Origin of the sequence: Paenarthrobacter sp. PAE-2 (genome assembly GCF_026013155.1) — a bacterium.
GTDB lineage: Bacteria > Actinomycetota > Actinomycetes > Actinomycetales > Micrococcaceae > Arthrobacter > Arthrobacter ureafaciens.
In genome coordinates this window covers 84822-98586 of sequence record NZ_JAPDNV010000003.1, presented here as the reverse complement: position 1 = coordinate 98586, position 13765 = coordinate 84822, and the positions used below count along the sequence as shown (strand labels likewise).

Below are 13765 nucleotides of genomic sequence, written 5' to 3'. Positions count from 1 at the left end.
ATCAGTGCTGGGTGCCTTCCTGGTGGTTGCGGGCGTCTGCGTTTGGGCGCCTCAACGCCAGGTCCTCAGTCTCAGGCTGACCGCTGTGGCATCCGGGGCAGCACCCGGAATCCGGGGCCCCGCTGCCGGCCTGGCCGGTAGGGGCGCCCAATAACTGGATAGGGACCGGTTCGGATGTGGCAGCCGGCGCGCAGCAGACATCGCCTTTCCAGGCGTTAGTGCCTTCGCGGACCGCGATGGCTGCGATCACCAAGGCGGCCCCGGCGTCCGCCCACCACCAGCCCAGGGTGCTGTTGAGGAGCAGGCCGACGAGAAGGACAGCGGACAGATACGTGCATAGGAGGGTCTGTTTGGAATCTGCGACTGCTGTTTTGGAGCCCAGTTCGCTTCCCGCCCGCCGCTGTGCCCATGACAAGACCGGCATGATGGCCAGGCTCAGCGCAGCAAGGACAATGCCCGGGGTCGAATGCCGGGCCTCACCGGTACCGATCAGGGAGCTGATAGCGTCCACGGCCACGAACGCGGCCAACGCGAAGAAGGAAACGGCGATGATCCGCAGGGTGAGATGTTCGCGGCGTTCCGGGTCTTGGGAAGAGAACTGCCAGGACAGGGCCAAGGCGGAAGCTACTTCGATGACCGAGTCCAGCCCGAAACCGATCAGGGCAGAAGAATCAGCGACGCCGCCGGCCCATAGTGCCACAGCCGCCTCAAACACGTTGTAGGTGATGGTCGCCGCGGCGAACAACCGGATCCGACGCATCAACACCAGCCGACGCTCCGGTGCCGGAGCTTGCTGAACGGCACTCATGCCACGCACGTGCCGTTGGGGGCACGGCAGGCCGGGTCAACAGCCAGGACAACACCGAGCAGATCTTTCAGGGCATGCCCCAGCCGCTCGTCGGCCAATTCATAGCGGGAGCGGCGCCCGTCCGGTACCGCTACGACCAACCCGCACCCCCGCAGGCACGTCAGATGATTCGACATACTCTGCCGCGACACCCCGATATTGTCCGCCAGGTCGGACGGGTACGACGGCGCCTCCGCCAGGGCCAGCAGGACCTGCGCCCTGGTGGGATCCGAGACCGCATAGCCAAATCGGGCCAGTACAGGTGCGTGCACTAGGGTTTCCATGAACCCGACAATACATCCTCTGCTGTATTCATCGAAATGTGTATCAAACATCGTCCGCGCCACCGAATGCTGCCATCCAAAACCTCGTAGTGCAGAATTGGCGCAGTGACCAGTACCCGAGCCATGTTCAAAAAGCCCAAGTCCGTCCTGCGCCACGTAGTGAATGTGTTGCTCGCCACCGTGTTGGTGCTGGCAGGACCCGCCCTGATGATCACGAGTTATCAGCAAGTCGACGCCGACGAAGAGCTCGCCCGCACCGGCGTCCACGTCACCGGGACCATCACCTATTTCAGCGACGCCAGGAAGGCGTCGAACCGGGACATCACGGTGGAATACGTGGCGGCCGACGGCGTGAACCGCTACGCCAATGCCCCCGTGGATCATGAGCAGCACCCCTCCGTTGGCGGGCAGGTCACCGTCTCCTATCGCGAACAAAACCCTGATCAAGCAGTCGTGCTCGGCTATGGAAGCAACAGCGGGTTTCCGGGTGGTGTCGGCCTGATCTTGACGGTAGTTTTTACAACGTCCGGCCTCGCGCTCATCGTTTCAGGGTTGCGGAGGCGGCGACGGGCCGCGGCCAGTGGCGGCTCCGGGCCTTAGCGCTGACCAAGCCCAAACAGGCCTGCCGGCAAACTATTTGGTTGCGGCCGCGTGCTTTGCCTTGTAGCGGTTTCGTCGTGCCCGGAGGTATAGCGCTCCAATGGCGGCAACGATGACGGGAACTGTAATGCCCAGAGGAGCAGCCCAGTCCTTGGTGACGTCGCTGACGACTTTGAGGATGCTGACGTTGACGTTGATGTCCCGTGTGTAGGTTTCAACTTCGAATTCGCCGTCGACGTTCGGAATGGGGGCGATCAGCCGGAGGGTCAGCGTTTGCGTGCCGGGTTTGTTGGGTGTGATGTACCAGCCCCATTCGCCAACTTCGTCGCTTGGCAAGGCGATAACGCCTGAGGAATCGCCACGCCGTTCGATGTCGAAGCCTTCACCGGTGAGGTCGGCGCGCATGAGGGCGCAGATCCGCGGGTGTTCGGTGGCTACCGGGCTGCCGCTGGGGAAGCCTGTGGCCGGGTTCTCTTCCGCGCCGTGCAGGGCGACCCGAAGGATGAATTCTTCGCGGCTCCCCAGTTCCATGGCTGCCGGAGGTGAGTAGGCGACTGTGCCCTTGAGGCATTTCTCCAGATATTCCTGAACATCACTTCCAGGCTCTGCGGAGGACGTTGCCGTGGGGTCCGGCGTCCCGGTATCGCTGGGGACGGGGCTGCCGGAATTGCTGCCGCTGGCTGTTGGAGTCGTGGAAGGAACAACAGGGGTTCCTGTTGGCTTTGGCGTGCCGGTTTCTGTTGGCGGCGGTTGTTCCTGCGTTATCTGGAGCTCGATGGCTTGTGACTCGCCCTGGGCGTTCGTGATTCGGGCGGTGTAGGTTCCGGGGGCCGGATAGGTGTGGTTCGTGCCGGCGCCGCAGGGGAACGTGATGGGGGCGGTTCCGTCTCCGGCGTCGAAGGTGCAAGCCGCCGACGGCGGATACGTCACCTTTGGTTTGAAGGTGCATGACGAGGTATTGCACGCGGCCGAATAACTCACTGACAGCACCCCCGCATTCGTCGGAGCGAGTTTGTCAGGTCCAAAATCCGGACCCACTCCTCCCAGGGCGGACGCCAAGCCAAGCAGCAATGCGCCGGCCCCCCGGCTCCAGCGGCTTATACCGCTCCGGCCCTTCGGCAAGTAGAGCATGGCATACCGAACCCATTGAGTATCCGCGACGATGCACGTCCTTTAGGGGCAGTTTGCGCCCTCACGTGGCCGGATTCAACCATCGATTTTATGGTGGGATGAAGTGGGAGAACGCCATCAGTGGGGCTAAATTCACCGCTGCGGAAGTGCCTGAGAAGTTTTAAACAAATGAGAAAACTTTCTTGCTTTAACGTGACCTGCGGCATAAGCTCGATTTATCAGGTTTTCCGGGCCGGACAGCCAGCCCAAACAGTCGGAGGCACGTCATGTTGCGCATAGTTGGAGAACACTCGGTCGGCCATACACATCGTTGCCGGTACGTTGCCGGCACGGGTTCCCACTGTCCGGTGAGCGGTATCTGGGCTCCCGTTGGTGTTGTTGGCCAGGGACTTCAGGTGCTGGAAGGAAGCATCATGCCGACGCATAGCAACGCAGCTGTGGTTTGGCATCTGGTCCAGGGCCTTACCAGCCGTGACTTACGTAGCTGAGGCAAGGCCGCGCCGGAGGAAGGCACGCCATGAGCCCCGCCGAAATGCCTTGGAGCGCAGGCTCTCGCAGTCGCGGGTGACTCGAGCCCGGGTAGACAGCCATGTACGGCTGCTGCTCGGGCGTCGAAACGAGGCGATTGGTGCGGCCCTGGCGGACAAGGTCCCCCTGGCCACGGTCTCCAAGATCGTCGGAATCCGGGCGAGCGACGTTAAGAGGCTCGGTGGCGCCTATCAGGATTTAGACTTTTCGGGGTTCCCCGAGGAATGGCACATAGCAGTACTTTCAGCCGCGGTCCGGCGACTCGACAGGGCTTTGGCTGAGAAACAGCGGTCAGTGCACGAGCTCCGCGCTGACGTCCTTGTTGGTTTGGAGCAAGGGGGCATGGATCTCTTCAGGATTGCGGCCCTGACTGCGCTTCCGGCCGAAAGAATCCGTGAGCTTATCCGCGATCCGCGGCCCATCCAGTGAGCGCACCCTTAAGTGCGGCAATCAGCCGGGCGGTGGCTTGGTCTTTGTTGAGGCCGATGGTGTTGATCAGGTCCAGAATTTCACGGGGGTCGAAGAGGATGTTCCACAGGAACATTGCCTCATCGCCAATCGGCGGCAGCCCCAGCTCCTCGCATGCTTCACGCAGCGGCCGCTCCAGGGCATCGGCCTGGACGGTCAGGTAGAACGCCCCCGCACGCAGGCGGGCCAGGTAACCTTCCCCGGAACGGGTGTAGAGCATTGCGCCGCCATGCCGCGTCACGAGGTCCACCCATTTGCGGCTCACGACCGTCAGAAGTTCGACGCCGGCCAGTTCCTGCTGCTTGAGGCTGAAGTCGCGCAGTTTCTCGCCAACGCCGAAGCGGTACTCCGCCAGGATGTCCTCAACGGAGGCGAAGTGCCGGTAAGCGGTGGCGGTGGAAATTTCCGCATGCTTCGCCACATCGGTCATGCTGATCGGGCCGCGGCGGGACGCGAAAAGCTGCCCCGCGGCCTTGACCAACTGTCTGCGGTTGCGCTGTGTATCACTACGCATTGATAGGCACCCTTTCGTCACCTCAAGCTTAGGTCCTTGAAGACGACCACCCGGTCAGGGCGGCCGTGAACGTTGTGACCAGCCGGGCAGATACCTCCGCCCCGTCCAGATCCAGGCTCCGGAGGAGGTCGTGGATCTCGCGGGGGTCGAAGAATCCGTTCCACAGGAAGAGTGCTTCGTCGCCTGGATCTTCGATGCCGAGGGCCTCTGCGGCCTCCCGCAGGGGCTTCCTGAGTGCCTCTGCCTGGACAGTCAGGTAGTAGGCCCCTGCTTTGACGCGGGCCAGGTACCCTTCCGCCGACCTGGTGTGGATCATGGACTCGCCGTGCTGGACCACTAACTGCACCCACTTGCTGCACACGGCATCCAGCAGTTCCAAACCCTGGGCTTGATGGTTTTGGCTGAACGCCAGGAGTTCACGGCCCACCTCGAAGCGGTACGCAGCCAACACGTCATCCACTGATGCGAAGTGCCGGTAGGCAGTCGCTGATGAGATGCCGGCTTCGGCTGCGATCTCGCTCATGGTAGCCGAACGGCCGGCTCCGAAGAGCCGGCCGGCGGCATCCACCAACAGGGTCCGGTTCCGTTGCAGATCCAGGCGCTGGCCGGATGGTTGGCTGAGCAAGGTCATCCTACTGGCCGCAGTGCCGCCAGGCCTGCGGCCAGCCGTTGGACGCCGATGGAAATTGCTTCGGCACTGGCGGCGTAGGAGAGGCGGAGATGGTGTTCACCGTTCCTGCCGAACTCGCTGCCCGGACGAACGGCGACGCCGAACTCACGCAGGTGCGTCACCATCCGGGCCGCGGGCATGTCGACGTCGTACTTGGGGAATAGGTAGAACGCGCCTTCGGGAGAGCTGACGGTAAGGCCCGGGATCTTGCTGAGGCCCTCAACCATGAGTTGCCGGCGTTCGGCGTAGGAGGCGTGCATGCGCTTGATGTCCGGCCCGCAGGTCTTGAGCGCTGTCAGTGCCGCCATTTGAACGGCAGTGTTCATGGAGCCGTTGAAGGTGTTGTGGACGCGGGCGGCAGAGGCGATGACCTCGGACGGCCCCCAGAGGTAGCCGACTCGCCAGCCTGTCATGGCGTAGCTCTTGGAGAACGTCTGGCAGTAGATCGTCCTTCCGGCCAGTCCGGGGATCTCCAACGCAGAGGTGAAAGGTTCTTCCGTGTAGACGAGGTCGCTGTAAGCCTCATCTGACAGGACAAGGGTGTCCGTGTCCGCCAACATCCCGGCGAGCGCTTCGAGCTCTGCGCGGGAGTGGACTATGCCTGTGGGGTTCGACGGGTTGCAGAAGACGAACATCTTGGCGCCTTCAAGGGCTGTGGCCAGCGCCTCAAGGTCCCAGTGCAGGTCCTCGGTCAGCGGAACGGGAACAACCATGCCGCCCGCCATGCTGACGAGGTCCGCATACAGGGAGTAGGTGGGATCCGGAATGACCACCTTGTCGCCAGGGTTGACGATCCCCAGGATGGCCGCCGAAAGGCCGGCTGTTCCGCCTTGGGTGATCAGCACGTCGCCGGGGCCGGCCACTTCGCCGAGGAGCCGGCCGATACGGGCAGCCAGCTCCTCGCGAAGCACCAGCTCGCCGAGCAACGGCGAGTAGTGGGTGTACCCCTCTTCGAGTGCGCGTGCGGCGGCGGCGCGTACTTGTTGGGGGGTGTCGAAGTCCGGCTCGCCCATGGCGAGCGAGACGAGGTCGCCTTTGGACTGGGGTTGCTGGACGCGCAGAGACGTGCGCTGGACCCGCAGCACAGCTTCAGAGGGTTGGAAGGTCGCGACGGCGGTGGATGGTTCGAGGGTCATGGCAGTCCTGCTTCGAAGTGGTTGGGCTGGAAAGTATGGGGGAGTAGCGGTCAACGCTGCGGCAGATCGTCCTGGGGCGCGCCGGTCCAACGGCTGATTTCGATGTCACCGGAGGTGTCGCGCTGCACGGTGGGTGCGATCACGAGCTCCTGGACCACGGTGCGCTGCGGCAAGGTGGCCACCAGGTGGATGGCGCGGGCCACGTCCTCCGGTTGGACCATGGCTTCGCGTTCCTCGGACCTGGGTGGCCGGGCCCGGTTGTCCAGGATGGGTGTCGCCGTTTCCCCGGGAAGGATGGTCACGGCGCGGAGCCCTTCATTGCGGAAAGTGTTGTGGAGGTAGGTCATGAAGTTCCGGACCGCGGCCTTCGCTGCACCGTAAGCTGCGCCGCCCAGGAGGTTCGGGTTTACTGCCGCCAGTGAGGAGACAGTGATGATGGTGCCCGTGTTCCTGGAGAGCATGCCCGGAAGCACTGCCTGCGTCAGCAGGTAGACGGCGTTGAGATTCACATCCAGGACGTCGTTCCATTCCTGCTGGCTGATCCACCGCACATTGAGCACCCTGCTGGCACTTCCGGCGTTGTTCACCAGGATGTCCACGGGTCCGAAGTTTTCCGAAACCCACTCAACCAGGGCATCGACGTCGTCCTTTGACGCGATGTCCGCGGCGCGGGCCTGCACTGTGCCGCCGGCGGCCTTGATCTCTGCGGCGGCTTCCTCAAGAACGGCGAGGCGCCGGCCCACAAGGACCACGTTCGCTCCTTCGGCTGCGAGCAGCGCGGCGGTGGACCGGCCCATGCCGGTGCCCGCGCCGGTAATTACGGCAACTTTGCCTTCGAGAAGTCCCATGGTTCCGTTCCTGTAGGGTGGGTGATCTTGAGAGATCCATCGCATATGCGAAAAGTTTCTCATTTGTTGGGTCTGGTGGTCAAGCGTCGCCGGGGAGAATGATCAGGCCGCTGTAGCGGTGGTGACCTGCCCGGAATGATGCGGGAGGCCGGTGGCCGCGAACAGGTTGGCTACCCGCGAATCGAGCAGGCCAAGCAGGCGTTGCGACTCGTGGTACGCCTCCACGGCATCGTGCTGGCTGACCCAGCGGAAGGTCATCCGCTGGCCGGGACGTGCCTGTCCCAGCATGGGCAAGGACGCTTTGGTGGCGAAGGCCACGATCGGGTATCCGGCGGTGAGCGTCCGGTAGCGGCCCAGGATGATGAGTTCATCCCCGTGCGGAATCTCGAAGGCTCCGATCGGAACGCCGTGGGACACTATCTCGCCGAGGCCCTCAGGGTGAACCACCGGTCCGTCCAAGCGGAGTCCGACGTGGTTGGACTTGGCTGTGACTGTGTATTCACGCGAGGAGAGCAGTTCCCGTATTCCGGCCGCCGCATCTGTCTCCGGGCCTTCAACGATGTCAATGGTCCAGAGCGGGTGGTCAAACGACGGGATGGGCACGGGAAGCCTGAAAAGGGGCTGGGTGAGGTACGGGTGCTCGAAGCCGGCATAGGAGGTCCTTAGTTCCAGTTGCTGCCCCGCCGCAATGGTTTGCGGAAAGCCCATCCGCGCTTCAGGTGCGGCGCTCCCCATGAAATGTCCTGATGCCAAGGTTCCGTTGAAGGCCACGTAGTTGCGCATCCCGCCGTGGGCGTTCGCAATCACCACCCGGCCCTTGGCAGGGACGCAGACGGGCTCCCATAGAGAGGCTTTGCCGCCATTGACCGTCACGTCCGCCGGGGCTCCTGTCACCGAGATCAGGATCGGCTCGGAAGCCGTGAAGGAAAACCGGCCGCCCATAAGTTCCAGCAACGTGGCCCCTCGCTGATTGCCTACCAGGACGTTGGCCACAGCTGCTGAATGCTGGTCCGCAGCTCCGCCGCAGGGAACACCCAAGGCTTCAGACTGTTCCCTGCCCAGATCCTGGAAGGTGGCCAACCAGGCTGTCTCGCGGACTTTGAGGGTAACGTCCCGCTCCGGTGCCATCAGTGTGCCCTTTCCATCAGGTATGGCTCGTTCATGAGGAACTGCCCTTCCAAACGCTCCCACTCCGACTCCGGCACGACCTTGAACCTGACGGTATCCCCGGGTGTGTAGGAAGTGGGCGGGTCCTGCCGGATATCGCAGATGGTCAGGGGAGTGCGCCCGATGACTTTCCAGCCAGTGGGGCCGGGGAAGGGCTGGATGATGGCGTTGGTTCCGGCGACCATGACGGATCCGGGATCCACGTTGGTCCTTGGCTCCTTGCAGCGGCTGACCTGTCCCGGGAACTGTACTGTGCCCATCATGGGGGCCATTGCGGATGCCAACAGATTGATCGACAGCAGGGAATCCTGGAGAGAGTCCAAGACCGCTTCCTCGCTGATTCCCAGCTCCGCGGCAACGTCCTGCAGATCCGGCGCGAAGGCTTGGTTGACCACCATCGGGATCACGAAATGCTTGTGGGCATGAGTGTGCCCGGCGGTGTCCTGGAAGCGTCCGGCGGCGGCCAACCGGATGGTCTGCGCCAGCTGCTCGTGGCCCACGGCCAGGCAATCGAACTCCACCAATAGCGAGTCGACACCAGCTACGACGTCGTGCAGTCCGTAGGGGCGGACGTCGAGGAGGATTTCGCGGAGCCTGCGGCTGCCCGCTTGTCGTTCCTCGACGGTCCCGGAGGCCAGGCTGATCATCAGGGCGGAGTCGCCGAAGGGGACCGCCTTGATGTCCGGAGTCTGCCCGGTGTCTGGGTTCGTACTCATGGGTCCTTAGCTTGTTGTCTCAGGGAAAGGGTCAGACGGCGGCCAGCTTGGCCTTTTCGGCCAGCACTTCCTGCAGGCCCGTGGCCTGGATGCCGGCCTGGGCCAGCGCGGCGCGAAGTGCGGTGCCGTTCTCGAGGACTTGCGGGTGGTCGCCGTGGAGAAGGGCGACGTCGGCATCGTGGCCGAGCGGGACCACCTTGCCCGTCACGGCGCGCACCGTTCCTTCGGTGACTACCTGGACAACGCGCCGGCCGATCTCCCCGGGGTCATGAAGAAGGGCGCCTTCAGTATTGCGGGAGACGGGCATGCCGTCCTCGCCGTAACCACGGTCAGCCAGGAAAACGTAGCCAACCTCCAAGCCACGTTTGCGGGACTCCTCGGCGAGCAGGCCGTTCTGGCAAATCACAATGTAGGAAGGGTCGTAGGCCTTGATGGCGTCGGTGATCGCGCGGGCGTGCTTGGCGTCGGTCTGGGCGATGCTGCCCATGCGGCCATGTGGGGCAACGTGGCTGATCCTGCCGCCATGGATGCGGGCAAAGGCGTCCAAAGCACCGATCTGGTAGAGGACATCCGTGCGGATTTCTTCTTCGCTGGCTTCGATCAGGCGGCGGCCGAAGCCCACGAGGTCCGGGTAGCCCGGGTGCGCACCGAGTTCGATGCCGCGCTCGACACAGGCCTTGACTGTGGTGTCCATGACGCGGGGGTCTCCGGCGTGGAAGCCGCAGGCAATGTTGGAGGCCGTGACAAGGCCCAGCAGGGCGTCGTCATCGCCGATGGTGTAGTTTCCGTAGCTTTCGCCGAGGTCTGCGACGACGGCGACAGAGTTGATGCCCAAAATGACTCCCAATGGTTTTCGTTGTGGTGCTTCATGGTCCAACGACGGCGGCCGTGCGGCAATGGCGGCAGGCCGCCGTCGTACTGTTTTGTTAGTGCGTGGCCAGTGGCTGGCCCTTGGTCTCCTTCAGGAAGTAGACCGAAACCAACGTGATGATTGCCGTGCCGATCGACGCGTATGCCGGGACCATGCTGTTGCCTGTGGCCTTGATGATTTCGGTCATGACCAGCGGAGCACTGCCGCCAAAGATGATGGTGCTGAGGCTGAAGCCGATGCTGTAGGCGCTATAGCGGACCGTGGTGGGGAACATTTCGGTCAGGACCGTGTGGACTACGGCTGCGTGGCCGGAGAACGCGATGGCCATGACCACCGTTGCGATGCAGGCCATGAGCATGTTGCCCGTGGTGATCATCGCGAACATCGGATAGGACACCACGGCCATGAGGACGGCGGAGAGTGCCAGTACCGGCTTCCGGCCGATACGGTCCGAAAGCCGCGCCATCAGTGGGATGGCGATGATGATGGCTACCAAGCTGAAAGCGGTGACCGTCAAGGCCTGCAGCATGCTGAAGTTGTTGCCTTGTCCAAGTTGCGTCTTCAGGTAGGTCGGCATGTACGCGAAGAGCAAGTAGTAGCCCGGGCCGTTCAGGGCCGGAAGGAAGATGGTCAGGGCAATGGCCTTGAGGTGGCGCTTGGAGGTGAAGACGGCACGCAGCGGGTTGCGTTCCACTTCATTGCGCTCCCGGAGTGCCTCGAAGTGCGGGGTGTCTTCCATCTTGGAGCGGATGTAGTAGCCGACGTAGCCCAACGGCACAGCGAACAGGAATGGAATGCGCCAGGCCCAGGATTCCATGGTGACGTCGCCCAGGGTGGTGATGAGTACCGCCGAAAACGCGCTGCCGAAGAGCAGGGCGCAGAAGGAGCCGACGGCGATGAAGCTCATGGAGAAGTTGCGGTGCTTGTTGTGCGCGTACTCGCCTACGAAAGCCATGGCGCCGGCCACTTCGCCGCCGGCCGAGAAACCCTGCAGGATGCGGAGCAGGATCAGCAGCGCCGGAGCAGCCCAGTCAATCACGGACGACGACGGGATCAGGCCGATGCAGGCAGTGGCGCCGGAGATGAGCAGCAGGAGCATGGACAGCAGGTTCTTGCGGCCCAGCTTGTCACCGAGGTAGCCACAGATGACGCTGCCGAAGGGACGTGCCAGGAAACTGACCAGGAAGCCGACGTTGGTCAGGAGCAGGGACCCGATGTCCTTGGAGCCCATGATGTTGATGGCGAGGTACGTTGTCAGGAGGCCATAGATGCCGTAGTCGTACCATTCCACGAAAGAGCCCATGGTGCCGGCAATGGTTGCTTTGCGGACCATCTTGCCGTCAGCAGTGACGACTTTTACTTGTGCGGTGTTCAGTTCCACTGATTCCGTCGATGAAGTAGACATTGGTGGTTCTCTCAGTTTAGGTCCCGGTATGGGGGCAGGGCGGAGATTAGCTGTATTCCCGGGTGATCTCGGCTGTCATTTCCGCCTCGTGGACTGCTACGGCTCTGACCAGTTCGAGGATTTCCGCGGCCCGGGCCTGCGGGATGATCACGACGCCGTCATCGTCTGCGGCGACGATGTCACCGGCGGAGCATACGATTCCGCCGATCGCGACGGGCTCACCAATCACCCCGGGCCCGTTCTTGAACGGGCCGGCGGGGGTGGTGCCGCGGGCGAAGACCGGGAACTTGATGTCGGTGATGGTCGCCCGGTCGCGGATGTAGCCATCAATGACGGCGCCCGTTGCACCGGCGGCCTCGAAGCGCTGGGAGAGCTGCTCGCCCACCAGGGCCCGGTGCTCATGGCCGAAGCCGTTGATCACAAGGATGTCGCCTGGCTCAATGTAGTTGAGGGATTCGATGACCGCAGCGTTGTCGCCTGCTGCACCCAGGACGGTGAGGGCTGACCCGACACATTTGGCGCCGGCCCAGACGGGATTGATGTTGCCGTCCACGAGTCCGAGGCGTTCCATGGCGTCGCCGATGTTGGCTACCGGGAACTCTTCGAAGGCGCGGACCAGTTCCCGCGGCGGGCGGGTCCACTGTGCCTTGCGGACTGTGAGCTCGAGAGTTGTTGCCATGGGTGTTCCACCTTTGGGGTTGGTGCGAAGTCGGGGAGACTGCGGCGGTTGAGACCACAATCACATATGAGAAAAGTTTCGCGTTTTTTCGTCTCCGCGTCAAGCCCTCATGTCATCTGCCCGAAAAAGAAGGAGGGCGGCCTGGGCTCCTGTGGGTGAACTCACAAAAAAGCGTTGACTTACGGTTCGCGATTTGCGAAGCTCTTCTCATTCGCGAAACTTATCGCAGTTCACTTCCCTTGGATTCCAGCCGGCTTCGGCCCGTTCGCATCCGCCGAGGCCAGGCCCAAGGGCGACCAGGAGGTTCATCCCCTATGCAAGGACGTTCCACGTTCATGGCCGCGGCGGCAGCTGCCACTGCCGCCGCTTTCCTCTTGACCGCTTGCACCACCGGCGGCCAGGCTCCGGCGGGCAGCACTGATGGCGGTGGCATGTCCACGGACACCATCCGAACGGCGCTCAATGCCGACCCAACCACCTTCAACGCCGCCAAGGCCAACGCCAAGGACGACTACGAGGTTGCCAGGTTCCTGTTTGACACTGTGGTCAGGCGTGATGCTGACGGCAAGTTCATTGGAGGGCTGGCCACAGAGTGGGAGTCCACAGCCACCAACGCCACCTTGACCATCCGTAAGGACGCCACCTGCGCAGACGGGACGCCCATTACCCCCTCGATCGTGGCCAAGTCGCTGAGCTACTTTGCCGACCCGGCCACCAAGAACAACTTTGGCAAGCTCGTCTTCGGTCCAGGTCAGCCCACCATCACCGGTGACGACACCGCCGGTACCGTGGACATCAAGCTGGCCCAGCCGTGGTCCGAGCTCATCGGCGGCCTGACCCTCGCCCAGACAGGCATCATCTGCCCGGCCGGGCTCGCCGACCTGGAAGGGCTGGCCAAAGGAACAGTCAAGGGAGCCTTTTCCGGTCCCTACACGCTGACCAAGGCCAGCCACGGCGTCAGCTACGACATGACGCTTCGTGAGGACTACGACGCCTGGCCCCGGTACTCCAAGCCGCTGGAAGGTGTTCCGGCCAAGACCGTCCGGTTCTTCCCCGGCGTCAACAAGACCACAGTGGCAAACCAGCTGCTCACCGGTGAAATGGACGTCTCCGACATCGCACCCGCAGACGTCCAGCGTTTCGAAGGCAATAAGGACTACACCGTCACGTCGGTACCCTTCGCCGGCATCTTCCTCTTGTTCAACCAGCGTGAAGGCAGCCCCTTCACCGATCCTGCCTTGCGCAAAGCAGTCGCCCAGCTGATGAACCAGCAGGCGTTCAACGCAGCGGCCTATGCCGGTAAGGGCATCACGTACAACTCCATCGTTGCGCCTACAGTCCCGTGCGTCCTGCCCGATAACTCCAGCATGACCAAAGAGGACGCCGACGCAGCCAAAGCCGTTCTGGCAGGGAAGACCTTCAAGATGGTCGGCACCACCAGCATCGGCCCCAACGGAGCAGGCAGCACCTATGTCCAGGAAGCCCTCCGGGCAGCCGGGGCGACCGTAGACCTGCAGCTCGTGGACAACGGAACCTGGGCCACAATGACCCAGACCAAGCCGGAAACCTGGGACCTGACCGTCCAGGGCGACGCCAACTTCGTGGGGACGGTCGCGGCCTCCCTCACGCGCATCGCCGGAGTACCTACCGAAAAGGGCGGCCGGAACATCGGCGGCGGCGAGAACGCGGACATCCTGGCCGAAATCGCTACTGCACAGTCAGCGACGGACGAGGCCGCCCGTTGTGAGGCCTACACGAAGGCCCAGAAGAGCATCCTGAGCGACAACGACATTGTTCCCTTCGTCGGTGAACCGCAGATCGTCGCCCAGCGCTCCGGATTCTCCATCCAGGCGCCATCCGGGATTGTCGACTACGCCACTCTTCGCATCACCAAGTAAGCA

Annotated in this window: 15 protein-coding genes; 3 read left to right on the top strand and 12 right to left on the bottom strand. The window is 63.0% G+C overall.

The window, feature by feature from the left end; genetic code table 11:
* Nucleotide 1: 1 nt before the first annotated feature.
* Both OCL88_RS02570 and OCL88_RS02565 read right to left on the bottom strand, forming a co-directional pair.
* The gene (locus tag OCL88_RS02570) at nt 2-808 is read right to left on the bottom strand and encodes a cation transporter (protein ID WP_264961514.1); all 807 of its coding nucleotides are present in this window, start codon (nt 806-808) and stop codon (nt 2-4) included.
* Nucleotides 805-1131 carry an ArsR/SmtB family transcription factor gene (locus OCL88_RS02565; protein WP_264961513.1) on the bottom strand — a complete coding sequence of 109 codons (327 nt, stop codon included), beginning with the start codon at nt 1129-1131 and terminating at the stop codon, nt 805-807. Before OCL88_RS02565 ends, OCL88_RS02570 begins: the two co-directional genes overlap by 4 nt.
* Nucleotides 1132-1236: 105 nt before the next feature.
* On the opposite strand from OCL88_RS02565, the gene OCL88_RS02560 reads away from it, so the two are divergent.
* A complete protein-coding gene (locus OCL88_RS02560) occupies nt 1237-1731 on the top strand; it encodes a DUF3592 domain-containing protein (protein ID WP_264961512.1) in 495 nt (164 codons plus the stop codon).
* Nucleotides 1732-1764: 33 nt separating this feature from the next.
* Here the strand turns inward: OCL88_RS02560 and OCL88_RS02555 are convergent, their stop codons facing one another.
* A complete protein-coding gene (locus OCL88_RS02555) occupies nt 1765-2661 on the bottom strand; it encodes a hypothetical protein (protein WP_264961511.1) in 897 nt (298 codons plus the stop codon).
* Nucleotides 2662-3333: 672 nt separating this feature from the next.
* Between OCL88_RS02555 and OCL88_RS02550 the strand changes: the two genes are divergently transcribed.
* Nucleotides 3334-3819 (top strand): hypothetical protein, encoded by a 486-nt coding sequence (locus tag OCL88_RS02550; protein ID WP_193591513.1) that lies wholly within the window; start codon nt 3334-3336, stop codon nt 3817-3819.
* Here OCL88_RS02550 and OCL88_RS02545 read toward each other — a convergent pair.
* The 9 genes from OCL88_RS02545 to OCL88_RS02505 all read right to left on the bottom strand — a co-directional run bounded on the left by OCL88_RS02545 (nt 3791) and on the right by OCL88_RS02505 (nt 11864).
* On the bottom strand, nt 3791-4372 hold the full coding sequence (locus OCL88_RS02545) for a TetR/AcrR family transcriptional regulator (RefSeq protein WP_193591512.1): 582 nt from the start codon (nt 4370-4372) through the stop codon (nt 3791-3793). The two genes, OCL88_RS02550 and OCL88_RS02545, sit on opposite strands and share 29 nt — an antisense overlap.
* Nucleotides 4373-4400: 28 nt before the next feature.
* Entirely contained in the window at nt 4401-4997 is a 597-nt protein-coding gene (locus tag OCL88_RS02540) for a TetR/AcrR family transcriptional regulator (RefSeq protein ID WP_264961510.1), read from the bottom strand.
* A 2-nt stretch (nt 4998-4999) separates the two neighbouring features.
* On the bottom strand, nt 5000-6178 hold the full coding sequence (locus OCL88_RS02535) for a pyridoxal phosphate-dependent aminotransferase (RefSeq protein ID WP_264961509.1): 1179 nt from the start codon (nt 6176-6178) through the stop codon (nt 5000-5002).
* A gap of 50 nt (nt 6179-6228) precedes the next feature.
* A complete protein-coding gene (locus tag OCL88_RS02530) occupies nt 6229-7026 on the bottom strand; it encodes an SDR family oxidoreductase (protein ID WP_264961508.1) in 798 nt (265 codons plus the stop codon).
* A gap of 102 nt (nt 7027-7128) precedes the next feature.
* Nucleotides 7129-8154 carry a biotin-dependent carboxyltransferase family protein gene (locus OCL88_RS02525; protein WP_264961507.1) on the bottom strand — a complete coding sequence of 342 codons (1026 nt, stop codon included), beginning with the start codon at nt 8152-8154 and terminating at the stop codon, nt 7129-7131.
* Nucleotides 8154-8909 (bottom strand): 5-oxoprolinase subunit B family protein, encoded by a 756-nt coding sequence (locus OCL88_RS02520; RefSeq protein ID WP_264961506.1) that lies wholly within the window; start codon nt 8907-8909, stop codon nt 8154-8156. Before OCL88_RS02520 ends, OCL88_RS02525 begins: the two co-directional genes overlap by 1 nt.
* A gap of 31 nt (nt 8910-8940) precedes the next feature.
* A complete protein-coding gene (locus tag OCL88_RS02515) occupies nt 8941-9744 on the bottom strand; it encodes a LamB/YcsF family protein (RefSeq protein WP_193591507.1) in 804 nt (267 codons plus the stop codon).
* Between the two features lie 91 nt (nt 9745-9835).
* A complete protein-coding gene (locus OCL88_RS02510) occupies nt 9836-11185 on the bottom strand; it encodes an MFS transporter (RefSeq protein ID WP_264961505.1) in 1350 nt (449 codons plus the stop codon).
* 46 nt (nt 11186-11231) lie between these two features.
* Nucleotides 11232-11864, bottom strand: coding sequence for an RraA family protein (locus OCL88_RS02505; RefSeq protein ID WP_264961504.1), 633 nt, complete (start codon nt 11862-11864; stop codon nt 11232-11234).
* Between the two features lie 314 nt (nt 11865-12178).
* On the opposite strand from OCL88_RS02505, the gene OCL88_RS02500 reads away from it, so the two are divergent.
* A complete protein-coding gene (locus OCL88_RS02500) occupies nt 12179-13762 on the top strand; it encodes an ABC transporter substrate-binding protein (protein WP_264961503.1) in 1584 nt (527 codons plus the stop codon).
* Nucleotides 13763-13765 lie beyond the last annotated feature (3 nt).